The sequence below is a fragment of the Bartonella sp. AP331QHHD genome (assembly GCF_042195905.1).
Taxonomy (GTDB): domain Bacteria; phylum Pseudomonadota; class Alphaproteobacteria; order Rhizobiales; family Rhizobiaceae; genus Bartonella.
Genome location: NZ_JBHIPG010000031.1, coordinates 1 through 24205 on the forward strand (window position 1 = coordinate 1; position 24205 = coordinate 24205).

Below are 24205 nucleotides of genomic sequence, written 5' to 3' on the forward strand. Positions count from 1 at the left end.
GATGTTTGACTTGGCATTGCTGCCCTTTTGAGCGATCAAAATAAGAAGCTTCAATGGTGCCATATTGCGTACGTGGCTCTAATGTAAATTCCCAGTTGGAACAGTCGTGCTTATGAAGTTCGAGTGCTGGTAAGTTATCTCCGCTTAAAAACAAAAACTTATTGTCTTTGATTAAAAAACGCGCCCGCATGCGATCGGCAAGGCGAGTTAAAAAATCAACAGCCGATTGATCTGTACGAATCACATAAGGCAAAGTTTGTTGAGTGAACTGGGGACTGACCTTTGCTTGATAGCCATGGCGTTTGGCAAGTGTCTCAACAATCTCACCAACAGTTTTGTGGTCAAAATGTTCACTCACCTGTTCTTTTAGCTCTTTACGCATCGAGGCACTTTTGCCACAAAGGCGCAAGATTTCTCCATCACTGCCACCACAACTGACCACTGACTCCACAACAAAACACCCCATAAAGGCACTGATGCTGTTCTCATAGCCAAAGATCACCTGTAGCGCACTGTTGCTTGAGGGAACCTCTAAATCATTGCCACTATCGTCAAACTCTGCTTCAAATGTATCGGCTTCATTACCGGCATGGTCCGTAATCGTTGCGGTTAAAAGACGCTGGTAAAAAACCTCATGAACAGGTTTGTCTCCCACCTTGACCGCAATAAAAGGGTGTGTACGCATTAATCCCATAACCGCTTCACCATGCTTTGAGGATTAGACAACACAAATTCAGGCAGAATGACCTTTAAGCCCCGCGATAAAAACACACCATATTTGGCAATCTCTGGATTGGCTTCCAGTGTGGCTTCTAAATAACCGTTTAGTGCCCCAACTTGGATGCGGTCTCTGAACACTGCCATGACATGGTGAAAGCAGATAAGATCAAGAATCATATCCTCTAGCTCTACAACAACATGCTTTTCTGGTATCTTCATAGAGTTTGTCCCACTTGGTATTGTCCCACCTGGTATTGTCCTTGTGGTTTTCCGCCATTAAAAAAGGGCAAGAGCGTAATGGAATAGCGGATGCGCTGGGATTGACCAGAGCNGTTTAGTCCCCCAACTTGAGAACGGTCCCCTAACACAGCCATGACATGGTGAAAGCAAAGGAGATCGAGGCTCATATCCTCTAGCTCTACAACAACATGTTTTTCTGGTATCTTCATAGAGTTTGTCCCTCTTGGTAATACCCCATTTGATATTGTCCCTCTTGGTATTGTCCTTGTGGTTTTCCGCCATTAAAAAAGGGCAAGAGCGTAATGGAATAGCGGATGCGCTGGGATTGACCAGAGCGACTGATATAGTCATGGTCTTTATTGATCGTGGTGATTACTACGGATCCATGGAGAAGGACACTATAGGTCGTATCATTGATCCAACGAAGCATCTGGACAGGCTTTGCTCTTCGGATAGTTGTAGTGATGGCATCTATCGCTACCCGATCACCAAATTCTTCTGGAAACCAAACTCCATGAATGGTCTTTGCATCATTGCCATAGCCGGTAAATTGCAAACTGGGTGCCTNGTCCATGGAGAAGGACACTATAGGTCGTATCATTAATCCAACGAAGCATCTGGACAGGCTTTGCTCTTCGAATAGTTGTAGTGATGGCATCTATCGCTACCCGGTCACCAAATTCTTCTGGAAACCAAACTCCATGAATGGTCTTTGCATCATTGCCATAGCCGGTAAATTGCAAACTGGGTGCCTTGCCAAAACGCTCCATACAAACCCATGAGGCAGAAAACTCTTCTTCAAAGGATTGGAAATTTAGCCAGTCCACGTAAAAGAGATGTGGACCTAACATCAGCAAAGAATCTCTCATAGACGCCCTCTCCTTGATTGTATCATTACTCTGTCCCGCCATGCAGCGCATTAGCGCGTGCCCGTTGCAAAGCATGGGCAACCGCACGACCAGTGACAACAGGATCACGGGCACCATTAACATGTACCGTGACATTTTGATTGTGTGTGATGGGGGAACGGTCTTTGTCTCTTTGCTCTCTCGCAGATGAATTTACAGGAGAAGCCCCCGCAAATTGTGCAATCGGTTGAATGGCTGTTTTGCCACCAATATAAGAAACAGCGAATATAGTGGATCCGCTAGCTTTAATATCGCCTTGTAAAAGGTCTTTCCCTCTACTCTTTTTGCTATCAAATCCTGATTTTACAATTCCTTGCTCTCTTTTTTATACTCAAAATTGCCTCTAAAACAGGATAGATTAATCGTAAAAAATATATAAAAGAAGCAAATTATAACATTTTTTCTTATCCTTCTTAATACAAAATAACTGTTAAGCTACAATACGCTAACATTTATCAGTCATAAGTCCAAAACATCATATAATGACGAAACAAATTCATAGAGTGAAGATTTTTCACTATCAACCGTTGTATTAATCTTTCCATAATGCATAAAAATGATGAAGCGGCCCTCGCCCTTTCCCTACTTTTAAAGCATCTGAGGCAGTTAAAGCGCCATGCAAATAATCTTTTGCTTGTTTAACAGCGCAATCCAAAGGTTGGGTAGGTAACAGAGCTGCAATGGCAGCAGAAATGGTACACCCTGTCCCATGATCATGAGTAGTTGAAAGACGAGAGGCTTCAAGTATAACAAGGTTTTCACAATCACAATAAAGATCTGGACTAGAACAATCGTAATTTTCTGTACTATTTTTGGTCAGCGTATTCAAATGTCCCCCTTTTAACAAAACTGCATGACACCCTAGCGCCAAGAGTCGTGGAGCATATTGATACATAGTCTCTAAAGACCATTGCACTTCACGCCCCAATAACAGTGCAGCTTCAGGCAAATTTGGCGTGATCAAAGTTGACATCGGCACAAGAACATCACGCATAATTTCAATTGCATCAGACTTTAAAAGAACATCACCACTTTTTGCAACCATAACCGGATCAAAAACAATGAAACGCGCTTTATGATAAGCAAGACGTTCTGCAATAACCTGTGCAATCTGAGCATTTGCAACCATACCAATTTTAACGGCATCAACATGGATATCCTCAAAAACAGAATCAATTTGATCTGCAACAAAAGAAGCATCTAATGCCTGAAAAGAACGCACACCCTGAGTATTTTGTGCAACAACAGCTGTAACCACACTCATACCATAAGTTTTCATAGCTGAAAAAACCTTCAAATCCGCCTGCATTCCAGCGCCACCAGAAGGATCTGTTCCCGCAATAGATAAAATCCGTGGAATAAAAAGTTTATCTTTTTGTAATTCCATTAACCTCTTTCCTTCTGTTTTTAAATATCGGAAAATGAGTTACCGAAAAAATAGATGCTTGAAAAAACATAAAGAAGATGTTTTCTCATGTGAATTATATTATATATGAAGTCTTCTTATAGATATAAAATGGAAAATGTAGTGCTTATCCTTCGTTCTATTCTTTTTACGTTCGCTTTTTATACAACAACTTTCATACAAATGATTCTTTACGCTCCCGTTTATTTTTTAATGCCCCGCAAAAAGGCATGGATTGTCCCTAAAACATGGGCGCGCGTTACACTCTTTTTGCAAAAATACATCGCAGGCACAAGTTATGAGATTGAAGGTTTAGAAAATCTTCCCAAAGGACCCTATATCATTGCTCCAAAGCATCAATCGGCTTGGGAAACTTTCAGTCTTGTTCCTTATTTTGATGATCCCACTCTCATTTTAAAACGTGAATTGATGTGGATTCCATTGTTTGGCTGGTATATGGCAAAAACGCAAATTATCCCCATTAACCGCACAACACCCATCAAAGCCTTAAAAATGATTATACAAAAAGCAAAAGAGAAAGTAAAACAAGGGCGCCAAATCTTGATTTTTCCCGAAGGAACACGCCGACAACCCGGTCAAGAACCAGATTATAAGTCAGGAATTGTCGCGCTCTATAATGAATTAGGACTTCAAGTTGTCCCTATTGCACACAATGCGGGTTTATATTGGCCACGCAATAATTTTCGCCGCTATCCCGGAACAATTCGTGTCCGTATTCTTCCCCCGATAGAGGCTGGTTTAAGCAAACGTGATTTTCTAGATCAACTTGTCCAAAAAACTGAAAAAGCGTGTGATGAACTGCTTCTCTTAGCAGCTCAAGACCCTACCCCTCCTCCTATGCCACCATACGCTGTTCAGAAACTTCAAAAACTAAATCAACATGAAACAATGCACTGATTGATAAGAATAATGCATAACTTTGTATATTGAGCGGAGTATAGGGAAAAAAATATAAGAAAGATACTTCAAACTTTCTAATTTAAAATTGTAAAACACTTGTACATGATAAGAAATGATCAATGTGTAAATTTTTTTGAAAAAGAATTCTTCCTCTCTTTAAAATCATTTAAATAACATACATCTCATTGATTTATAAGGATGTTTTAGCGTTATTCAACTTGAATGAGAACCCTGAATACCGTAAGATTTTCTCATTTCAAATCTATTCTAGGTTGAATCAATTAGAATCATTTTCTTACACATTACAAGCGGGGATATCTGTGTGAATAAAACGATACAAGAAAAGATTAAAATGCTTTTTACGAACCGTCTCAAGTGCCAAGGGCTATCCTAACAGGAGAGCAAGAAAAATGCATGATTATGCAGATTCATTCCTTTCTGAGAAATTCAATCCCTCCAAGAGCCTGAAATCTTGTACAATCTTCATTATTTAAAAAGTATTTCTTGAGATACTTAAGTCATCAAACCAAATTCAAGGGGAAAATAAAAATGAGAATTGGTTTTTATCCCACAGACACAACGGATACAGCAATTAACCATCTTTCCTTCCTATCCTAGACTTAAATGCTTTGTGTGCTACATTAAAACAATTCTAAATAACGAATAAGAGGGAACTAGATTTAAATTAATGCGACGTCTCTTCTATAATTTATTTTTTTCTGTGATTTTGAGTTTATCCAGCGCTGTTGCTCTAGCGCAGCCTTTTATTTCTGTTGATGTTACAACGAGGCGTATCTTAAAACATAATCAAGCTTTTGAGCGTTGGTATCCTGCTTCCTTGACAAAATTAATGACCGCTTATGTTATTTTTCGTGCCATGAGCCGAGGGGAAGTTTCACCAAACAAACATATCACCATCAGCGAATACGCCGCAAAAGCTCCCTCATATCGTTCAGGCTATAAAGCTGGTTCTGTACTCACACTTGATACAGCCTTAAGTATCACCATGGTTAAATCTACCAATGATTTAGCCATTGCCATGAGTGAAGCTGTTGCGGGTTCACAGAAAGATTTTGTACGTAAAATGAATAGCGAAGCTAAACGTTTAGGCATGTTTGGCACCCATTTTGCGAACGCAAGTGGTTTACCAGATCCTCAAAACTACTCCACGGCACGCGATATTGCTCTTTTAGCCGTTCAAATACGTCGAGAATTTCCACAATATGCTCATTATTTTTCTATTCCAGCCATTGATTTTGGTAATAATCGAAAAATCCAACATAACTCAAACAACCTCATTGGCCGTTTTTATGGGATAGACGGTATGAAAACAGGATTTATTTGTGCCTCTGGTTTTAATCTTGTTGCCTCAGCCACCCGCAATAAACGTACAATTATTGCTGTCATTCTAGGTGCTAACAACATAAGTGAAAGAGAGGAAAAAGCTGCACAACTTCTTGAAATAGGATTTTTGCACCAAGGAAGCCCCCAATTAACACTAGCAACATTAAAACCTTATGGGAGCAACATAACACAAGCCAACAATATGAGACAACAAACATGCACACCTGAAGCCATAAAAATGCATGCAAATTCATATGATGATCAAGGAAATATTATTCTCACCTCACCTTTTATCACTGCTCCACCTTCTTTTTCTCATCCTTTATCAGTACACCTCATTCATACGCCACAAACACCTAAAATGACAGTAAAACCACTAAGAAAACCCTATATTCCGTATAAAAGGCACGCAAACCATTCTATAAAAAGCCATAAATCATAATCTACAATTAATTATAATACTTTGATTTATAATGATAATTAATTATTTTGTACCTTATGTCAAAACCACAAGTATTGTAAGATTCTCTCATTTCAAATCTGTATTTGTTGAATCAATAAAACCAGTCTCTTGCGCGCCACAAGGTGGATGAACATGTAGATAAAATAATTAAAACCAGGAATAAAAATCCTTCCTATAAGTCCTTTCAAGAACCAAAAATTATCATAACATTGACGCTAAAAGTGTATAATATACCCACGTGCACCTACCTTTATAAGCGTAAAGATAGTGGTACAATGGATTTCATGGGGGATTAACCATTATATCCCTCACGGACATCATTATAAATTGCTTAGACATACTGAGATATATTTTTTAAAAACAAAACTATGATTGATGATTAACATGAAAATAAAGCGCATCCCTCTCACGCTTATTACGGGTTTTTTAGGCTCTGGCAAAACAACTTTGCTCAACCGTATGCTACAAGACCCTCTTCTAACAGAATGTGCTGTTATCATCAATGAATTCGGCGAAATCAGTATTGACCACCTTCTGGTTGAAAAAACGACAGAAGGAATTATTGAGCTTGCCAATGGTTGCTTATGCTGTAATTTACGCAGTGATCTCATCGACACATTAATTGATTTAATAAATCGCGTTCAGACAGGACAGATCAAACAACTCCATCATATTATCATTGAAACCACAGGGATGGCTGATCCCGCCCCTATTTTACAAATACTTTTAAGCCACCCATTGTTTATTCAAACATTGTCCATAAATGCTGTTCTTGCAACATTTGATACATTAAGTCCACTTTCCATATGTAAGCGCTATCCTGAAATATATAAACAATTAATATTTGCTGATAAAATCATTCTCACCAAAACAGATCTTAGAGACCCACAAACGCTTTCAGATGCACTCCTTAGCACACTTAAAACAATGAATCCTACAGCACAAATCATTGACGCCCATTCTAAAGATTTCTGTTCAAATCTATTAATAAATAACAGATTATGGGATGAAAAAGTAGAAAATACAAAACTTAAACAAAATCTTACGACTACCCCACATGATCATACCCCCCATAAAACCATTCGTACCTTTTCACTAAACTGTGAGGGTCCTGTTGATTACGCCACAATTGAAGCTTTTTTAGATCTCCTACAAGAGCGTTATGGTACAAAATTATTACGTATTAAAGCAATTATCGCATTGCGTGATGACCCTTATCGCCCACTTGTATTACATGGCGTACAAACATTTTTTCATCCTCCCATAAGATTGCCGGCATGGCCAAAAGGAATAAAACAAACACGTTTTGTCATCATTGCCGATGGTGTTGAAAAAGACGCAATACAAAAGCTCCTCAATGCTTTTTTTAATAAACCAGCAATAGATACTGCAGACAAAACAGCTCTCTTAGAAAATCCTCTGGTCATTCCAGGAATAAAATTTTAATTTTTTCTCCCCTTCAATGATATAATATTAAATTCATTGGCACCACCATCTTTATGCTTTTAAAGAAGCAAACCGGCACCATTACACACTTTGCTAATTCCCAATGTTGAAACAAGCCCTTGGTACTTGAGACGGTTTGTAAAAAGCATTTTAGTCTTTCTTGCACAGTTTCACCCACGCGGTTATCCCCGCTTGTAACGTGCAAGAAAATGGTTTTAATTTATTCAACATGGAACGGCTTTGAAATGAGAGAATCTTACGGTATTCAGGGTTCTAATTTAACTTGAATAACACTAAATTATCATTATAAATCAAATTGTTAGGATAAAAAATTTAATACCCATCAATCTGCAAACAGATTGTTTTCTCTCTAAATGCGCTTCATCTGCAAACCACTTCATATGATTCATTTCACAGACCGATTGGCCAAATTCTTGGTTCTAAAATATTCTGCTCAACTCTATGTTTACTCAAGCTAATTGAAATCAAAATCCCTGTTAAGAAAAAAACCAAAATCAGACAGAGGCAATATCGCATTTTAAAATATGTGAATGTATCTTATATAACAGCACGACTATTTTACAGCATAAAAGAATAAAACTCTTTGAAAGAAATAAAAAGAGAGGTACATTTCATGTTAACTTACTCTTCACTAAAAACGAAGATTGATACCAGTAACGATGTGCAAACAATCCAACTTCTTTGAGAAAATTCCTCTTGGCTTCCCACTTCATATGATTTACTTACATAAAGCTCTATGAAAAAACTCTGCGCTTTAAAATATTGACTACTCACTTAAACACCTTATGTGCAAAGTTTTTGCATATCCTGTATCACCATTATTAAGTGATAGTGTTTACGGTGCTGTAGGATACAATAACACTCACTGCATTAGAGAAACTGAATTTTTATCAATATCGCGATTAAAAACGTAACGTTTTCCATAAACCTCAACAGTTGGAGGTTGACGATTTTTTTCAAAAAAATCATAACCTTTCTTAAGCATAACCCAGAATTGATAATGAGGATTCTTGCTATGACGTGACATATTATCCTTGGTCATGCGGAAAGGAAAAGCCTGCAACTGAAACTCTCTTTGTCCTCCTTTAAAAGCATCCCGTGCAAACGCATAAATCTGAGCCATGTTCTTATCACTCATAGAATAACAACCTGCGGAAAAGCAAGAACCATGCACCATAAGATTGCTTCCTGTGCGACCATTTTCCTGATCATAAAGGTTAGGAAATCCTATATTAAAAGAGAGATAATATTTTGAATAAGGATTCATTTGGTTTGCGCTAATAGTATAAAAACCCTCTGGTGTCTGAAGATCCCCTTCTTTATATTTAGGTCCAAGCTTACCAGACCATTTGCAAATGCCATAGCGAGCAACCAAGATAAAAGGTCCTGAACGAGATTGCTTCCAAACTTCAGCAAGATTTTCTTCCTTAAAAAACCGCATCATAATCGGTGCATAGGGATCTATATCATACAGAACCATTCTATTTTTGATTTCTTGCGGCAACGGCTGCTCAACTTTAGCGCGAATAGAGGCTGGTAATCTTCCTTCACATGCTGTCAATAGTCCCATTACAAACAACACACACACAGCAAGGAATCTGCTAAATGTCATCGAATAAAACTCCAATCCAACACCCCTCACAAAAAATAACCTATGTTAGAGATCGACCAATTTGAAGGTATTTTTCCCTTCGCTCTTGTTTAAGCACTTGACCATCTTTTCCAGCCATAGCTTTTAAAGCTTCTGAAATAACATCACCCGTTGCATCAATGACAATCTCTTTGCCACGATGCGCTCCCCCTAAAGGTTCCGAAATAATGCCATCAATAATCTTTAAGCGATACAAATCTTGAGCGGTAATACGCATATTCATTGCAGCATCTTTTGCACGAGCTGGATCACGCCATAAGATAGAAGCTGCTCCTTCTGGTGAAATAACAGAGTAAATTGCGTGCTCCAACATATAAACTTTGTTGGCAGCCGCGATTGCTATCGCCCCTCCAGAACCGCCTTCTCCAATAACAACGGAAACCACAGGAACTTTCAAACGCAAAGTTGTAGCTGTTGATTGAGCAATTGCTTCCGCTTGCCCACGTTCTTCAGCGCTTACCCCAGGATAAGCACCTGCTGTATCAATAAAAGTGAGGAGTGGCAAACCAAAGCGGTCAGCCATTTCCATAATACGTACAGCTTTACGATAGCCTTCTGGACGCGCAGAACCAAAATTATAGCGCAAACGTGTTTGCGTATCGTGACCTTTCTCTTGACCGATATAAGCAACGGCCTCACCTTTAAAGCGTGCAAACCCCGCTTGAATAGCCTCATCTTCAGCAAACTTGCGATCTCCGGCCAAAGGCGTAACGTCACTCAATAGGCGTTTAGAATAGTCCATAAAATGGGGACGATCCGGATGACGAGCGACTTGTGTTTTTTGCCACGGCGATAATTTTTTATAAATATCGCGCAACGCTGTTTGGGAACGCGTTTCAAGACGAGCAATCTCGTCACTCATATCAAGACTGCCTTTTTCCTGAGAAATTTTTTTTAATTCAAGAATTTTCCCATCAAGATCAGCAACTGGTTTTTCAAAATCAAGATAATTATACATTTGTGTCAACTCATTCAGTGTCACTTATACACTTATAATTTGCTTTATAAAGTCTTTTTCAAAAACATCACCTTTTCTTTAACGAGCCTTTTGCTCATCGGCAAGTGGATGATGCTCATTGACTAAACGATAAAGTCCCTCTTCCAACACATGGGTATAAATCTGAGTGGTAGCAATATCAGAATGACCTAACAAATGTTGAACGGCACGCAAATCAGCACCATTTTGCAAAAGATGACTAGCAAAAGCATGACGCAACACATGGGGAGAAAAGCTATCACTTCCTATCCCTGCTCTTCTAGCGAGATTTTTCAACTCTCGTGCAACGACTTGACGAGCAATATATCCTGTCTCGGAATGCGCAGGAAAAAGATAAGAACTCGTAGCGTCCTTTCCCTGATCACGCAAATTTAACCACTGTGAAAGAACTTGGCATGCTTTTTTTGATAACAGCACCATTCGTTCTTTTTTGCCCTTACCACGAACCAAAACGCTGTATTCATTTCTTCGAACAGACTGAACCGGCAGACTCACCAACTCACTAATACGTAACCCTGTTGCATAAAGCATTTCAATCAATAGCTGAAGACGCAGTGCACGGAAATAACCTTTGGACCCATAGTCTGCTTGGTTGACTTCTAACTCCGCAAAATCAAGCAATTTTATCACTGCATCTTCACTCATGATTTTGGGCAAAGGACGCCTCTGACGAGGTGCATCAATATCATGAGAGGGATCATCTGCTCTCAACCCTTCAGCATAAAGGAATTGATAAAACTGACGCAAAGTTGATAAACGGCGCGCTTGCGACGATGCCGCAAAACCAAAAGTATGCATAAGTGACAAAAGAGTAATTAAATCTTCTTTTTGTGCTGAAAAAAGCGAAACAGAGTGTGAAGACAATTCGTCTTGTGCCCACTGCAAATCATGCTGATAAGCCGCAAGCGTATGAGACGAAGCCCCTCTCTCCGCACTCATCATCTCAAGAAAATGATCTATCACAGCACCACTTTTCATTTCATTGATTCGCTTCCGTAGAAAGATTCCATGAATTCAAGGGAACATCAATGTACATATCCACAGTTACTGGTTCAACCCAAACCACAAGAGCACCCATTATAATGAAAAGAACAGAAAGCAAAATGAAAAGAATCATCAAAAATCTAGTCAATGTTGGCATAAGACAATAACCTACCCAAAAATATTCTATCTCGTATTATGCCTCACAAAGATTAACAGGAATTGACTTTAAGATGGATAAATGCCGAAATAAAGTTATGAAAAGCAATCGACAAAAACGCGTCCCCATAACACAAATAAAGAATCAGCTCTTATCGTCCCTTGATAAAAGAGCACTTGTCCTTGTTGGTCTTATGGGGGCAGGCAAATCAGTGATCGGAAAACGCGTCGCCACCATGCTTCGTTTACCTTTTTATGATTCTGACCAAGAAATTGAAAAAGCTGCACAAATGACAATCACGGAACTCTTTGAAATTTATGGTGAATCCGAATTTCGTGCTCTTGAACAGCGTGTTATTCTAAACCTCATGAAAAAAAGTCCCCTTGTTTTAGCAACAGGTGGTGGTGCCTACATAAATGAAAATATCCGAAAAGCCATTCACCAAAATGGTATATCCATATGGCTAAAAGTCGATCTTGATATCCTCATGCAACGTGTCTCAAAGCACCCAACACGTCCCCTGCTTCAAACAGCCAATCCTAAAGAAACCATGCAAAAACTCATGGAACAGCGTTATCCTATCTATGCAAAGGCAAACTTAACAATTAACAGTCATAAAGAAAGCCGTCATACCGTAGCACAAAATGTTATACGATCCGTACAGCACTACCTATACACAGAAATTAACAATAGGGATAACCAGCATGCAAACCAAAACCGTCACTGTTAAACTGGACAAACACTGTTACGATATCATCATTGGTCCGGGTCTGATTACACAAGCTGCTTCACAAATTAAACATGCTCTTAATAAAAAAGATCCTCATCAAACGCGCTTGGCACTTGTTACAGATACAAATGTTGCTTCCCTTCATTTGGAGATATTGCAAGCAGAATTAACAAAAAATAAAATTCATACTGTCCCTATTATTGTAGAAGCGGGAGAACAATCAAAATCATTTTCAACCCTGCAAGTTGTTATCGATCAAATTCTTGCTGCACGCTTAGAAAGAGGCGACTGTGTTATTGCTTTTGGCGGTGGTGTCATTGGTGATCTAGCAGGATTTGCGGCAAGTATAATCCGCCGTGGCATGAACTTCATTCAAATGCCCACAACGCTTCTTGCACAAATTGATTCTTCTGTTGGTGGAAAAACGGGAATCAATAGCCAATATGGCAAAAATCTTATTGGTGCCTTTTATCAACCACAATGCGTTATTGCTGACACGTGTCTTCTTGATACCCTGCCACCGCGTGAATTTCGCGCTGGCTACGCAGAAATAGTAAAATACGGTCTCATTAACCAACCTGACTTTTTTGAGTGGCTTGAAAAAAATGGGCAGAAAATTTTCTCTAACGGCCCTATGCGAACAGAGGCCATTGTTCGCTCATGCCAATTTAAAGCTGCCATTGTAGCACGTGATGAGTACGAAACGGGAGAGCGCGCACTCTTAAATCTCGGCCATACATTTGGACACATGCTTGAAACAGCAACCGCTTATGACTCCAACCGTTTAATCCATGGCGAAAGTGTAGCAATTGGGATAATTCTAGCTCATCAATTCTCTGCTCAATTAAATTTAATAAGCCCCACGCTTACACAACGCATTGAAGCGCACTTCAAATCTATAGGATTGCCTACACAATTAAAGGATATCCCAGGGTCTCTACCAGATGCTGAAACTTTAATGACTCTCATTGCCCAAGATAAAAAAGTTTCGCAAAACAATTTGACTTTCATATTAACACGCGGACTTGGCCAATCATTTATTGCAAAAAATGTTTCACCAGATGCAGTTTTATCCTTTTTGGAACAAAAATTAACAGAAATTCGTTAATTCATATTGAATATAATTGATTCGTTTTTATACTTCTATTAAAGATTAAATATGATGATGTCTGCGTAGCTCAGTAGGATAGAGCACAGGATTCCTAAAGAAATTGGGCACTTTGAGGAGAAATCCTCAAAGTGAATCTGCTCAAATTCGGGGAAAGCTTCATGGGCGACTATATGCCAATCCCGAGCCAAGTCTCTTTTCAAATGAGAGAAAGGTGTAGAGACTGAACGGGCAGCACCTAAAGAGCAAAAGCTTCAAGGTGAAGAGACAGTCCAGACCACAAACAGCCGATAAGGCTGGCGGTGAAAATCGAAGTGGTATGAATCCTGGGGTCGCAGGTTCGAATCCTGCCGTAGACACCATCGTATCAGTCAAATTATTCTTTGTGCACAATATTAGGAATATAGGGAAGCATCATGAAAAAAACTTTGCACATTTTAGGATTTTTCACCGCTTTAAGTTTATCACTCTTCAGCTCAAACAATAGCTTAGCTGGTTCTTTAATCATTGAAGTACCAGACAATCCAGAGCCCAAAACAGAGACCATTACCTATCAGTGTGATACTGAAACAGGTAAAGAGCGCGTAGAGGCAGTCTATCTTAATGCTGACAATATTTCGTTGGTTGATTTCAAATGGAACGGTGATCGTGTCATTGCTGCTAATGTCATCGCGGCAACAGGAGCAAAATTTGCAGGAGCTCAGTACATCTGGTGGGAGAAGAACAAAGAAGTCACGCTTTATGACCTTGCTCAGGATCCAGAAGAAAAAAAACCTATCCTCTGTAAAGATGAGTCAACATTATTATTTTAAATAACACGGGAAATATTATGAAAAAAATTTCTTTTACTAAACAATTTTTCATTACTTTAAGTGTGCTCCTCCTCGGTTCAATTAATGCATTAGCAAGTTCTTTAGTCATTGAAGTACCAGATAATCCAGAACCAACAACAGAGACCATCTCCTATCAATGCGATATGGGAACAAGCAAAGAGTATGTTGAAGCAACTTATTATAATGCTGGCAATATTGCGCTTGTTGATTTAAAATGGAACGGTAAGCGCATCGTTGGTTCTAATGTAATTGCCGCTTCTGGAGGAAAATATGTGGGTGGACAATACATTTGGTGGATAACTAAAAATGAAGCCATATTTTACGATCTTATTAATGATCCAAAAGAAGAAAAGCCCATCCACTGTGTAGAAGAAAAAAGCACAGAATAAGGAAGATTCTTACATTTCAAGAACCGTGCTGGCTCTCATCTCTTGATGTTCCTTCTGACGTGGGTAACTTTTCCTCCGTCTTGTGTAATAAAAGAGCCAGCGGTTTTTCTGACTGTTCTTCTGAATGATGTCGATAAGCTGCTGTATGTGAGAGCAACATAGAAGCTACCGGTACTGTTAAAAACAAAAAAAACATCAGCAACACTTCATGAAAAACAAAATAATGGTCCACAAATATTGAATAAAGAAATGAAGAAATAAGAATACTACCAACGCCCCAACTCGTACATACTGAAAGCATATGCAAACGCTTATAAAAATTGGAAAAACGCACCAAACCTATCGTTGCGATCAATGTCAATCCAGACCCTAATATTAAGAAAACTGTGATAGCAATAGCAACCACAAGCGATATATCATCTTTCATTCAATAATCTCCCCCCGCATAAGAAATTTCGCCAAAGCGATGCTTGAGACAGATCCCAACAATCCAATAATGAGAGCTGCAACAAAATAAGTGGTTGTTCCTGAACGAATATCGAATGTAAGAAACAAAAGAATAGTGGTTATATAAAGGGCATCCAAACCAACAATTCTATCCTGCGCCCGTGGACCACGAATCAACCGAAACAGCGCGAAAATCACCGCTAAACTTAAAAAAAACTGTGAAAAGAAAAGCCCCCAATAAAGAATCACCATACTCATAAAAAAATCTCCAAAAGCAATTGCTCATACCGTTGTTTGATCAACTGTTTGTAATCATATCCATTTTTTAAATTTAAGACATGAAGCAAAAGTTCACCCTTTTTACTATTATAGGCAACCCAAGCAGTTCCAGGGGTTGCCGAAAGGATGCATGCTAAAATAGCCAAAGCAGTGCGATTATGAAGCAGAAGAGGTACTACAATAAAACCAGATTTCTGCTCTCGAGACCTTTTTGTTAAAACAAACCAAGCCACCGAAACATTTGAGAATATAGAATCTATAAATACTCGAAAAACGAGACGAAAAACCGCACTCCAGCTTTTAATAACAACCTTCTCCGGCTCCAGAAGCCGTATCATCCAACCACAAAACAAAGCGGTTAAAATCCCTAAAAGCAATTGCCCTAAACTAAAACCATTTAAAATAAGCCACATAAGGACAATGACACCACTGAAAAAAGGGGAAGGACAAAAACGATTCATTTACTTATCTCCCTATTTTCGAGAGAAAAATCCGTTAAAACGCTCCCAATATAGTTTTGAGGTTCATACAAAGTCTTAGCAGTTTCAGACATATAATGACTAACAGGACTGGCTACAATTGTTATAAGAAAACACAAAGCAAGGAGAACGGCAATAGGCGCAAATTCTATCACTTGCACACGAGGAATACGCCCTTCAAGAGAAACCCAAAAAGTTCGGATACCCGTTCGTGTCAATGCAATCAAAGCCGCAAAACCAGAGAGAGTGACAAAAACTACAAAAAGCCAATCTTGGTAAACCGGAAGAGAAGCAGAAAAATCCTCTCTACTGTGGTTTAAAATTGCCATGAACATCATAAATTTAGCAACAAAACCAGAAAAAGGCGGCAATCCAATAATCAAAATGGCACAGATACCAAAACAAGCTCCAAGAATTGCCAAGGTTACTGGAAAATAGATGCCAACTTCATCTTCTTCCTCCTCTTCATCGTCACCATACACCTCCATTGTGACAGCAAGAACATTAGCAGCCACATCTTGACAGCGTTCTACCAACTCTACCAAAAGAAAAAAAGCTCCCAGTGCTAAAGTTGAAGAAACAATATAAAAAAGTGCGCCTGCTGTCAGTGCTGCATTGCCTATCCCGATCGCAGCCAACAATGTGCCAGAAGAGACAAGAACGCTATAAGCTGCCAAACGCACCAAAACTTGGCTCGCCAATACTCCAATAAAACCAATAATCATAGTGGCAAGCCCACCATAAAACAAAACTGTATGACCAAAATGGTTAAAATATTCACTTTCAGGACCAAACCATAGCAACGTTAAACGTAAAATAATATAAATACCAACCTTGCTCAAAAGTGCAAAAGAAGCTCCAACAGGCGCTGCTGCTGCACTGTAAGTTGGCACCAACCAAAAATTAAGCGGCCACATACCCGCTTTAAGCAAAAAAGCAATACCTAAAAGTGCAACACCTATTTCGAACAAAACAATATCTGTAGAAGATATATATTTTATTTTAACAGCCAAATCGGCCATATTAAGAGTACCAACGACTCCATAAATGAGCGCTATACCAACTAAAAAAAATAATGAAGCAACAAGATTAACCACAACATAATGCAACCCTGCACGCACGCGCGTCTGACCAGAACCATGCAAAGCAAGCCCATAGGAAGCCGTTAACATAACTTCAAAAAACACAAATAAATTAAATAAATCGCCAGTCAAAAAAGCACCATTTATCCCCACCATAAAAAATTGCATTAGTGACTGAAAATGAGAACCAGCTTTGTACCAATGAGCCCGCGCAAAAACCAACACGCTAGTCACCAACAAGCTGGAAAGTAAAAGCATCATAGCGCTTAAGCGATCAAGGACTAAAACAATTCCAAAAGAAGACGGCCAATTACCAAGTCGATAAACATCGCAAGCCGGTGCTATTTCAAGAGTACGTATAATCAATAAAATGGCAGTAACGACCAACAGTCCCGCAGAAGAAAGACTGATGAATGATTTAAGTCTTGCACGACGTTCATCATAAAAAAGAAGAAGTGCTCCAGTGATTAACGGCAAAAGAATAGGCAAAATAAGGAGATGATGCACTCCTATTTCCATTATTGCACCTCACGTCCATCAACGTGATCAGAACCCGTTAAACCACGTGAAACCAACAAGATAACTAAAAATAAAGCTGTTGTTGCAAAACCAATCACAATCGCAGTTAAAACCAAGGCTTGTGGAAGAGGATCGACATAATTAGCTGGATTAATAACAGTGGTAGGATCAACAATTGGAGCAGCATTACTACGCGGTCTACTCATTGAAAATATAAAAAGATTAACACCATAGGAGATCAAGGACAAACCAAGAATGACTTGAAAAGTACGTGGACGCAAAACAAGCCAAATACCTGATCCGACAAAAACACCGATACCCAAAGAAAGAACAATTTCCATTAATTTTCCTTCTCTTTTAAAATAGGTTTCTTACCGATTCGGTAACTCCGAATTGACTGGTGTGCAAGTGCAATTAAAATGAGAACAGTTGCTCCTAACACAAGAGAAAGCACACCAAAATCAAACAAAAAAGCAGATGCCATGGGAACTTTCCCAATTAACGGAAGATGAATATATCGAAAAAAGGATGTTAAAAAAGGATATCCAAAAAACCAAGAGCCCATCCCCGTTACGACTGACAATAATAAACCAAAGCCTATCCAACGCAAAGGTAAAACTCTCAAATGCGTTTCCACCCACCGAATATCGCGTGCAAGATATTGTAAAATAAATCCTATAGCCAAAGTAATACCACCGACAAATCCACCTCCTGGCAGATCATGCCCTCGCATGAATAAATAAATAGCAAAAGCGATAATAATCGGAAAGAGCCAACCCATAATAACAGCAGGAACAGCTAAATAATTCAATACTGTATCTCCCACATTTCGATTAGGCTGTGCTATATCAAAGGCTTTCTGGATACGTTGTTGAAAAGGCGCATCAATACTCTCAGGCGCAGGACGAAAACGTCGTAAGAGTGCAAAAACAGTAAGGGAAACAACACCCAAAACCACAATTTCTCCCATGGTATCAAAACCACGGAAATCAACCAATAACACATTCACAACATTGCGACCACCAGCATCTGAGTAAGCATGCGTTAGAAAAAAATCAGAAATCGTTGTACCTTGGGGACGTGTCATCACTGCAAAAGAAAGCCATGCTACACCAGCACCTCCTACAAGGGATATGATGAAATCACGGAAACGACGCAAGCGAACCCAAAAATGAACAGCAGCTGGCCCAGGGTCATGCAAACGTTTAGGCAACCACCGTAAACCAAGCAATAATAAAACGACTGTAACAACCTCAACAACCAATTGTGTTATTGCTAAATCAGGAGCAGAAAGCCATAAAAAGGTTGCACAAGTCATCAAACCAGCTCCCCCTAAAAGCATAAGTGAAGCAAGACGATGAAACTTTGCTCGCCAAGCAACTAAAAGCGCACATAATCCGCCAACCAGCCAAAGAGCGAGAAAAGGAATATCAAGTGGAAAAAGCGGTAATGTCCCCACTGGAATGAAACCATCGCACCAAAGTAAAAGACCAACAAAGGCAAAACAGACCCAAAAAATCCAATGCAATTGGATCTGCAAACGGCGTGTTGACAAAGCAGACTCCACCGCACGGGCCCATTTCCAAGAAATAATTACGAGAATGCGTTCAAAAATACGCGGTCCTTTTAAGTGACGGAAAAAAGGAGCCCCATCATCACAGGATAAAAAATAACGATGCCCAACAGCATAGAGCAATCCGCCCCCTAATAATGCAACAAAGCTCATCACTAATGGAGTGTTAAACCCATGCCAAACAGCCAAACTATAAGGAATTGTCATTGGTCCTAAAACAGACACGACCGCATTATCTAAAATAGGTCCTATTGTTAAATTAGGAAAAATACCAACCGCTAAACAAATAAACACCAAAAGCTCCATTGGTAAACGCATGAAATGCGGTGGTTCATGGGGAGTCTTGGGTAAATTGTCAGGCTTTGGTCCTAAAAAAACGCCATGAATAAAGCGTATAGAATAGGTCACACTAAACAGACTAGCTAGCGTTGCCACATAAGGCGCAATCCAATCGAGCCATGATTCCATATGCGTTTCAACAGCTTCAGCAAAAAACATCTCTTTCGATAAAAAACCATTCAACAAAGGAACCCCAGCCATCGCTGCACTCGCAACTAAAGCAAGAGTTGCTGTGATAGGCATAGAACGATAAAGCCCTGACAGTTTACGCATATCACGTGTTCCCGTCTCGTGATCAATAATGCCAGCAGCCATAAATAAAGAAGCTTTAAAAGTAGCATGATTGGCCATATGAAAGATCGCCGCAACACATGCAAGTGGACTACCAAGACTTAAAAGTGTTGTAATTAATCCAAGATGACTAATAGTCGAGTAAGCAAGCAGTCCTTTCAAGTCTTGCTGAAACATGGAAAAATAGGCACCTAGAAGAAGAGTTGAGAGTCCTGAAAAGCCAACCAGCCAAAACCAAGATTCTGTTCCAGAGAGCACAGGCCATAAACGAACAAGCAAAAACAATCCCGCTTTTACCATTGTTGCCGAATGCAAATAAGCCGATACGGGAGTTGGAGCAGCCATCGCGTTAGGTAGCCAAAAATGAAAGGGAAATTGCGCGCTTTTTGTTAACCCTCCCAATAAAATACAAATAAGGATAGGACTATAAAGAGAACTTGACCGGATCATATCTCCAGACTGTAGCACCTTATCCAAATCAAAACTGCCAACAGTATACCCAATCAATAAAACTCCAATAAAAAGAGCAAAGCCGCCAAAACCTGTGATCGTTAGAGCCATACGCGCACCCTCACGCGCACTTGCATTATGGTACCAATAGCCGATCAGCAAAAAAGAAAAAATACTGGTAAGTTCCCAGAAAACAACCAAAAAGACGAGATTACCTGATAAAACTATTCCTATCATTGATCCCATAAAGGCCAAAAAAAAGGAAAAAAAACGCGGTACAGAATCCGCTGGATCTATGTAATAACGTGAATAAATGACAACAAGCAGCCCAATCCCTGTAATAAGCAAGCAAAAAAGCCAGGACAAACCATCTATGCGGAGAATCAAATCGCTTCCCCATTCTGGAAGCCAAGAAATATCTAAACGCACTATGTGGTTTCCGCGAACTTCCGGATAAAGCATTATTGTAAAAATAAGACAGAAAAGTGCGACGACCCCAGCAAACCACGCTTCATTATTTTTTGCTGTCGAACGAAAAAAGCCAATGACAGCACTTCCACCAAAAGGAAGCAAAACGAGCAATACCAACATTGCTTCCCGTGTTGTCATTCTTTAAACTCCATTTTACCTTAATATTTTGTCATCGACAAAACAAAAACTTATATTCTCACCCCCCCATTCCACACTTAATGATAATAAGATTTAATAAAACTTAAAAGCATTTAAATTTTAAAAAAAAACAATGCTTGCATGAAAATACTGCGCACCACACAAGTCTTCTCTTTATTGTAAGAACAATAACGCCCACGACAAGAAGCAATTAAAATTTTATTTAATTTCTATCCTTTAAAAAAGCGTGATAAACACTGCCTACGCCCCCCATGAAAAGGCTGAAAACTATTATCATTTTTATTATAAGAGCGATAACGCGCACGGCAAGATTCAATATGTTGTTTAAGCATCCATGGCTCTTTTTTTTCTAATTTTTCCGAAGAAGACGTTAAAAACACTTTTTTAGCATCTGGTACAACTTTTAATGATGCGCCTTTTGTGCTTAAGTGCGGTGATGTAACAAATGCCACTTCAGGATACCACCAATTATCACTGTATTTACGATAACCACGCCGATAATGACGATAACCTTTGAAACCATTAAGTTCTCTACGCCCCGTAAAAATCAGAGGCACCGAACTATCTTGGACAGAAGTATGAGTAACCAGTTTGGCTTTAGCGTCACTTCTATTTTGCCCCCAATTAACAAGAGTGGTTGTTATAATGAAAAAAATGCTAACAAATACAAAAGCTAAAGCATAATATAATTTTTTTTTCATACTCATAACAAAAAACTCAACATAATAAACAACAGTAATTACAGAAAGCCTTTCTCTTGCTAGACAGAAACAGATTCTTTTCTTAAGATTCTTTTTTCTTGAGACATTCTGTTACTCTTTGTACTAAACGTTGATCTTGGCAATAAGATCCTTCAAAAAAGAATGAATAAATGATGATAAAAACCCCCTATTATCTTATAGACAAATCGAAACTCATCAAAAACATGCAAACAATTTCTCATTTACGGGAAATGTCCGGAGCTAAAATTTTACTTGCTTTAAAATGTTTTGCCACATGGAGTGTTTTTGATTTAATGTCTGAGTTCATGGATGGAACCACATCATCATCCCTTTATGAACTACGTTTAGGAAGAGAAAAATTTGGCAAAGAAACCCATGCTTATTCAGTGGCTTGGGCAGATGATGAAATTGATGAAGCCTGTGGTTATGCAGATAAAATCATCTTTAATTCCATCCAACAGCTTCAACGCTTTTCTGATGCAACAAAAACCATTCAAAGAGGTTTAAGGTTAAACCCAGGAATGAGCGCATCAAATTTTGATCTTGCCAACCCCTCACGCCCTTTTAGCCGCTTAGGAGAAACAAACCAAAGCGCTATCAAAGAAATTCTGCCACTTATCAACGGATTGATGATCCATAACAATTGTGAAAATGCTGACTTTAATCTTTTTAACCAAATGCTTGGGTATATGGAAGAAAAATTTGCAGAACTTTTTTCTGCTGTTGACTGGATAAGCCTTGGCGGTGGAATCCATTTTACGGCTGAAAATTATCCTCTAGAAGCTTTCGCAAAACGCTTAAAACAATTTTCTAAAACTCATGGTGTCACTCTTTTTCTAGAACCAGGAGAAGCTGCTATTACCAAAAGCACCACATTAGAAGTCAGTGTTCTTGACACATTGTATAATGAAAAGAATCTAGCCATCGTTGATAGCTCAATTGAAGCACATATGCTTGATCTTCTCATTTATCGTGAAAATGCTAAATTAGAACCTAATCAAGGACCACACGAAATTATGATTTGTGGAAAATCTTGTCTTGCCGGCGATATTTTTGGAACATTTCAATTTCAAAAACCTCTTAAAATAGGCGATAGACTGTCTTTTCAGGATGCAGCAGGTTATACAATGGTCAAGAAAAACTGGTTTAATGGCGTTACAATGCCTGCTATTGTTCTCAAAGAGTGCGATGGTACATTAACACTTCAACGCCAATTCAGCTATAGCGACTATCAGGAAAGCCTTTCATAAAGATAAACCATAAAAAACGTCATACAACAGTATTAAAAAGGGAGATGGACCTACAATGAAAAAAAAATGTTCTCATTATTGGTGCTGGAGGTGTTGCACAAGTTGTTGCACACAAATGTGCTCAAAACAATGATATTCTTGGTGAAATTCATATTGCGTCACGAACACTCAAAAAATGTGAAGCCATCATTGCTTCTATTAAAGAAAAAAACACAATGAAAGAGCAAGGTGTTCTCAAAAGCCATTCGCTCAATGCCATGAATGTAGAAGAAACTATAAAGCTCATCCAAAAGACCAAATGCGAAATTGTCATTAATGTTGGTTCTGCCTTTCTTAATATGTCTGTTCTTTCAGCTTGTATTGAAACCAAATGCGCTTATATCGATACCGCAATTCATGAAGACCCATTGAAAATTTGTGAAACACCTCCTTGGTATGGCAATTATGAATGGCCTCGGCGTCCAGAATGTGAAAAAGCTGGTATAACCGCTATTTTAGGAGCAGGTTTTGACCCAGGTGTAGTGAATGCTTATGCAGCATTAGCGCGCGATGATTATTTTGATAAAATCACAGATATTGATATTATTGATATTAATGCCGGAAATCATGGACGTTGGTTTGCTACAAATTTTGATCCAGAAATTAACTTCCGTGAATTTACAGGACAAGTATGGTCATGGCAAAATAAAAAATGGACTTCCAATAAAATGTTTGAAATCAGCCATGAATGGGATCTTCCCGTTGTGGGAAAACAAAAAGCCTATATGACAGGACATGATGAAATTCATTCACTTTCCAAAAATCTTGATGTAGAGAATGTCCGTTTCTGGATGGGATTTGGTGATCGTTATATCACTGTTTTTACGGTTCTAAAAAATCTTGGTCTCTTATCTGAACAGCCCATTAAGACAGCAGAAGGACAAGAAGTCGTGCCCTTGAAAGTCGTAAAGGCCGTCTTACCCGACCCTTCCTCTCTCGCCCCAGACTACACAGGAAAAACCTGTATCGGAGATCTTATTAAAGGCGAAAAAGATGGAAACTCGAGAGAAATTTTTATCTATAATATAGCCGATCACAAACAAGCTTTTCATGAAACTGGGGCACAAGGCATTTCCTATACGGCTGGCGTACCAGCAGCGGCAACAGCTCTTCTTATTGCCACAGGTGAATGGGATGTTAAAACTATGGTCAATGTGGAAGAATTACCACCCCACCCTTTCCTTAAATATCTTGATCATATGGGGCTTCCCACTTTTATAAGAGAACAACAAGAGGATAAAAAATTACAATTTTAATACCTATAGAAAGCATATGCTTGATTTTTTAAGTTATCACAAAACTGCCCAATGAAAACAAACTTAATATTCTCGTGTAATTATGGTTTTCAAAAAAATTTTAGCTATTCGTTATATTTTGGCAACATTGCGATTTCTTAACAACCCTAAAGAAGAGACATAGCATCTTTTTAAGACATAGCGAGCAATGATCAAGAAAAACAGAGAAGAAAAAACTAATTTAATCACACTGTATAACTTGTCATTATCATCAAAAAGATAGTGTCATAAACAAAAGATATAAAAATACCGCTCTTTTAAAGAAGAGCGGTATTTTGTAGAATATTCAATTCCTCGCCTCTTCATCTTAAATGACAAAGATCCTTAACCTACACCAATCATTAAACAATTCAATTTCTTTGAGTGAATTCCTTTTGACTTCCCTCTTCATATATAACGATTTGATTTATAACAATAAATCATCATTTTCAACTTGATTCATAACGCTGAATACTGTAAAATTCTCTTAATCACAAACTCTCTCACATTGAAG

General features: G+C 38.8%; 24 protein-coding genes and 1 pseudogene. 9 read left to right on the forward strand and 16 right to left on the reverse strand.

All coding sequences use genetic code 11. The annotated features are described in order from the left end of the window. The 6 genes and pseudogenes from ACFIMS_RS03425 to thiD form a co-directional block, all read right to left on the reverse strand. Nucleotides 1-685, reverse strand: a 685-nt coding sequence (locus ACFIMS_RS03425) for a phage late control D family protein (RefSeq protein ID WP_375696410.1), incomplete at its 3' end; no start/stop codon positions are given. Beyond that, nucleotides 685-939 (reverse strand): tail protein X, encoded by a 255-nt coding sequence (locus ACFIMS_RS03430; RefSeq protein WP_375696391.1) that lies wholly within the window; start codon nt 937-939, stop codon nt 685-687. The genes ACFIMS_RS03430 and ACFIMS_RS03425, both read right to left, overlap by 1 nt. Beyond that, nucleotides 936-1169 carry a hypothetical protein gene (locus tag ACFIMS_RS03435; protein WP_375696392.1) on the reverse strand — a complete coding sequence of 78 codons (234 nt, stop codon included), beginning with the start codon at nt 1167-1169 and terminating at the stop codon, nt 936-938. The genes ACFIMS_RS03430 and ACFIMS_RS03435 overlap by 4 nt, the downstream gene beginning before the upstream one ends. Beyond that, nucleotides 1166-1525, reverse strand: a pseudogene (locus tag ACFIMS_RS03440) (phage tail protein); the annotation flags it as partial. The pseudogene ACFIMS_RS03440 and the gene ACFIMS_RS03435, both read right to left, overlap by 4 nt. After that, nucleotides 1491-1829, reverse strand: a complete 339-nt coding sequence (locus tag ACFIMS_RS03445; protein WP_375696393.1) for a phage tail protein — start codon at nt 1827-1829, stop codon at nt 1491-1493. The gene ACFIMS_RS03445 and the pseudogene ACFIMS_RS03440, both read right to left, overlap by 35 nt. Nucleotides 1830-2400: 571 nt before the next feature. Continuing rightward, entirely contained in the window at nt 2401-3255 is an 855-nt protein-coding gene (thiD, locus tag ACFIMS_RS03450; protein ID WP_375612742.1) for a bifunctional hydroxymethylpyrimidine kinase/phosphomethylpyrimidine kinase, read from the reverse strand. A 129-nt stretch (nt 3256-3384) separates the two neighbouring features. On the opposite strand from thiD, the gene ACFIMS_RS03455 reads away from it, so the two are divergent. The 3 genes from ACFIMS_RS03455 to ACFIMS_RS03465 all read left to right on the forward strand — a co-directional run bounded on the left by ACFIMS_RS03455 (nt 3385) and on the right by ACFIMS_RS03465 (nt 7447). Beyond that, complete coding sequence (locus ACFIMS_RS03455) at nt 3385-4191, forward strand: lysophospholipid acyltransferase family protein (RefSeq protein WP_375628565.1); 807 nt, start codon at nt 3385-3387, stop codon at nt 4189-4191. Nucleotides 4192-4882: 691 nt separating this feature from the next. Continuing rightward, nucleotides 4883-5980 (forward strand): D-alanyl-D-alanine carboxypeptidase family protein, encoded by a 1098-nt coding sequence (locus ACFIMS_RS03460; protein ID WP_375696394.1) that lies wholly within the window; start codon nt 4883-4885, stop codon nt 5978-5980. A 405-nt stretch (nt 5981-6385) separates the two neighbouring features. Then, the gene (locus ACFIMS_RS03465; protein WP_375682600.1) at nt 6386-7447 is read left to right on the forward strand and encodes a CobW family GTP-binding protein; all 1062 of its coding nucleotides are present in this window, start codon (nt 6386-6388) and stop codon (nt 7445-7447) included. Between the two features lie 883 nt (nt 7448-8330). Here the strand turns inward: ACFIMS_RS03465 and ACFIMS_RS03470 are convergent. The 3 genes from ACFIMS_RS03470 to ACFIMS_RS03480 form a co-directional block, all read right to left on the reverse strand. Then, complete coding sequence (locus ACFIMS_RS03470; RefSeq protein ID WP_375628563.1) at nt 8331-9080, reverse strand: L,D-transpeptidase family protein; 750 nt, start codon at nt 9078-9080, stop codon at nt 8331-8333. A gap of 40 nt (nt 9081-9120) precedes the next feature. Next, the gene (locus ACFIMS_RS03475; protein WP_375611312.1) at nt 9121-10077 is read right to left on the reverse strand and encodes an acetyl-CoA carboxylase carboxyltransferase subunit alpha; all 957 of its coding nucleotides are present in this window, start codon (nt 10075-10077) and stop codon (nt 9121-9123) included. A gap of 78 nt (nt 10078-10155) precedes the next feature. Continuing rightward, nucleotides 10156-11094 (reverse strand): site-specific tyrosine recombinase XerD, encoded by a 939-nt coding sequence (locus ACFIMS_RS03480; protein ID WP_375611313.1) that lies wholly within the window; start codon nt 11092-11094, stop codon nt 10156-10158. Nucleotides 11095-11354: 260 nt separating this feature from the next. On the opposite strand from ACFIMS_RS03480, the gene ACFIMS_RS03485 reads away from it, so the two are divergent. The 4 genes from ACFIMS_RS03485 to ACFIMS_RS03500 all read left to right on the forward strand — a co-directional run bounded on the left by ACFIMS_RS03485 (nt 11355) and on the right by ACFIMS_RS03500 (nt 14317). Further along, nucleotides 11355-11987, forward strand: a complete 633-nt coding sequence (locus tag ACFIMS_RS03485) for a shikimate kinase (RefSeq protein WP_375606223.1) — start codon at nt 11355-11357, stop codon at nt 11985-11987. Further along, a complete protein-coding gene (gene aroB, locus ACFIMS_RS03490; RefSeq protein ID WP_375638134.1) occupies nt 11962-13095 on the forward strand; it encodes a 3-dehydroquinate synthase in 1134 nt (377 codons plus the stop codon). Before ACFIMS_RS03485 ends, aroB begins: the two co-directional genes overlap by 26 nt. A gap of 416 nt (nt 13096-13511) precedes the next feature. After that, nucleotides 13512-13907, forward strand: coding sequence for an MliC family protein (locus tag ACFIMS_RS03495; protein WP_375617422.1), 396 nt, complete (start codon nt 13512-13514; stop codon nt 13905-13907). A 17-nt stretch (nt 13908-13924) separates the two neighbouring features. Further along, nucleotides 13925-14317 (forward strand): MliC family protein, encoded by a 393-nt coding sequence (locus tag ACFIMS_RS03500; protein WP_375681198.1) that lies wholly within the window; start codon nt 13925-13927, stop codon nt 14315-14317. Between the two features lie 16 nt (nt 14318-14333). On the opposite strand, the gene mnhG is transcribed toward ACFIMS_RS03500, so the two are convergent. The 7 genes from mnhG to ACFIMS_RS03535 form a co-directional block, all read right to left on the reverse strand. Further along, a complete protein-coding gene (gene mnhG / locus ACFIMS_RS03505) occupies nt 14334-14744 on the reverse strand; it encodes a monovalent cation/H(+) antiporter subunit G (protein ID WP_375696395.1) in 411 nt (136 codons plus the stop codon). After that, nucleotides 14741-15022: a K+/H+ antiporter subunit F gene (locus ACFIMS_RS03510; RefSeq protein ID WP_375606068.1), complete on the reverse strand. Its 282-nt coding sequence runs from the start codon at nt 15020-15022 to the stop codon at nt 14741-14743. Before ACFIMS_RS03510 ends, mnhG begins: the two co-directional genes overlap by 4 nt. After that, nucleotides 15019-15504, reverse strand: a complete 486-nt coding sequence (locus tag ACFIMS_RS03515) for a Na+/H+ antiporter subunit E (RefSeq protein ID WP_375612748.1) — start codon at nt 15502-15504, stop codon at nt 15019-15021. The genes ACFIMS_RS03510 and ACFIMS_RS03515 overlap by 4 nt, the downstream gene beginning before the upstream one ends. Continuing rightward, on the reverse strand, nt 15501-17123 hold the full coding sequence (locus ACFIMS_RS03520) for a monovalent cation/H+ antiporter subunit D (RefSeq protein ID WP_375611319.1): 1623 nt from the start codon (nt 17121-17123) through the stop codon (nt 15501-15503). Before ACFIMS_RS03520 ends, ACFIMS_RS03515 begins: the two co-directional genes overlap by 4 nt. Further along, nucleotides 17123-17464 (reverse strand): Na+/H+ antiporter subunit C, encoded by a 342-nt coding sequence (locus ACFIMS_RS03525; RefSeq protein WP_273790150.1) that lies wholly within the window; start codon nt 17462-17464, stop codon nt 17123-17125. The genes ACFIMS_RS03520 and ACFIMS_RS03525 overlap by 1 nt, the downstream gene beginning before the upstream one ends. Then, nucleotides 17464-20385, reverse strand: coding sequence for a monovalent cation/H+ antiporter subunit A (locus ACFIMS_RS03530; RefSeq protein ID WP_375612749.1), 2922 nt, complete (start codon nt 20383-20385; stop codon nt 17464-17466). The genes ACFIMS_RS03525 and ACFIMS_RS03530 overlap by 1 nt, the downstream gene beginning before the upstream one ends. Nucleotides 20386-20615: 230 nt before the next feature. Further along, entirely contained in the window at nt 20616-21113 is a 498-nt protein-coding gene (locus tag ACFIMS_RS03535; RefSeq protein ID WP_375632101.1) for a BA14K family protein, read from the reverse strand. 167 nt (nt 21114-21280) lie between these two features. Between ACFIMS_RS03535 and ACFIMS_RS03540 the strand changes: the two genes are divergently transcribed. Together ACFIMS_RS03540 and ACFIMS_RS03545 are read left to right on the forward strand one after the other, a co-directional pair. Next, nucleotides 21281-22378: a carboxynorspermidine decarboxylase gene (locus tag ACFIMS_RS03540; RefSeq protein WP_375612883.1), complete on the forward strand. Its 1098-nt coding sequence runs from the start codon at nt 21281-21283 to the stop codon at nt 22376-22378. A 74-nt stretch (nt 22379-22452) separates the two neighbouring features. Then, nucleotides 22453-23673, forward strand: a complete 1221-nt coding sequence (locus tag ACFIMS_RS03545) for a saccharopine dehydrogenase family protein (RefSeq protein ID WP_375696411.1) — start codon at nt 22453-22455, stop codon at nt 23671-23673. Nucleotides 23674-24205 lie beyond the last annotated feature (532 nt).

Excerpts from the sequence above, each read along its gene's own strand:
- ACFIMS_RS03430 (WP_375696391.1), bottom strand. The coding sequence starts at position 939 with ATGAAGATACCAGAAAAGCATGTTGTTGTAGAGCTAGAGGATATGATT.
- thiD (WP_375612742.1), bottom strand. The coding sequence starts at position 3,255 with ATGGAATTACAAAAAGATAAACTTTTTATTCCACGGATTTTATCTATT.
- ACFIMS_RS03455 (WP_375628565.1), top strand. The coding sequence starts at position 3,385 with ATGGAAAATGTAGTGCTTATCCTTCGTTCTATTCTTTTTACGTTCGCT.
- ACFIMS_RS03460 (WP_375696394.1), top strand. The coding sequence starts at position 4,883 with ATGCGACGTCTCTTCTATAATTTATTTTTTTCTGTGATTTTGAGTTTA.
- ACFIMS_RS03465 (WP_375682600.1), top strand. The coding sequence starts at position 6,386 with ATGAAAATAAAGCGCATCCCTCTCACGCTTATTACGGGTTTTTTAGGC.
- ACFIMS_RS03470 (WP_375628563.1), bottom strand. The coding sequence starts at position 9,080 with ATGACATTTAGCAGATTCCTTGCTGTGTGTGTGTTGTTTGTAATGGGA.
- ACFIMS_RS03475 (WP_375611312.1), bottom strand. The coding sequence starts at position 10,077 with ATGTATAATTATCTTGATTTTGAAAAACCAGTTGCTGATCTTGATGGG.
- ACFIMS_RS03480 (WP_375611313.1), bottom strand. The coding sequence starts at position 11,094 with ATGAAAAGTGGTGCTGTGATAGATCATTTTCTTGAGATGATGAGTGCG.
- ACFIMS_RS03485 (WP_375606223.1), top strand. The coding sequence starts at position 11,355 with ATGAAAAGCAATCGACAAAAACGCGTCCCCATAACACAAATAAAGAAT.
- aroB (WP_375638134.1), top strand. The coding sequence starts at position 11,962 with ATGCAAACCAAAACCGTCACTGTTAAACTGGACAAACACTGTTACGAT.
- ACFIMS_RS03495 (WP_375617422.1), top strand. The coding sequence starts at position 13,512 with ATGAAAAAAACTTTGCACATTTTAGGATTTTTCACCGCTTTAAGTTTA.
- ACFIMS_RS03500 (WP_375681198.1), top strand. The coding sequence starts at position 13,925 with ATGAAAAAAATTTCTTTTACTAAACAATTTTTCATTACTTTAAGTGTG.
- mnhG (WP_375696395.1), bottom strand. The coding sequence starts at position 14,744 with ATGAAAGATGATATATCGCTTGTGGTTGCTATTGCTATCACAGTTTTC.
- ACFIMS_RS03510 (WP_375606068.1), bottom strand. The coding sequence starts at position 15,022 with ATGAGTATGGTGATTCTTTATTGGGGGCTTTTCTTTTCACAGTTTTTT.
- ACFIMS_RS03515 (WP_375612748.1), bottom strand. The coding sequence starts at position 15,504 with ATGAATCGTTTTTGTCCTTCCCCTTTTTTCAGTGGTGTCATTGTCCTT.
- ACFIMS_RS03520 (WP_375611319.1), bottom strand. The coding sequence starts at position 17,123 with ATGGAAATAGGAGTGCATCATCTCCTTATTTTGCCTATTCTTTTGCCG.
- ACFIMS_RS03525 (WP_273790150.1), bottom strand. The coding sequence starts at position 17,464 with ATGGAAATTGTTCTTTCTTTGGGTATCGGTGTTTTTGTCGGATCAGGT.
- ACFIMS_RS03530 (WP_375612749.1), bottom strand. The coding sequence starts at position 20,385 with ATGACAACACGGGAAGCAATGTTGGTATTGCTCGTTTTGCTTCCTTTT.
- ACFIMS_RS03535 (WP_375632101.1), bottom strand. The coding sequence starts at position 21,113 with ATGAGTATGAAAAAAAAATTATATTATGCTTTAGCTTTTGTATTTGTT.
- ACFIMS_RS03540 (WP_375612883.1), top strand. The coding sequence starts at position 21,281 with ATGATAAAAACCCCCTATTATCTTATAGACAAATCGAAACTCATCAAA.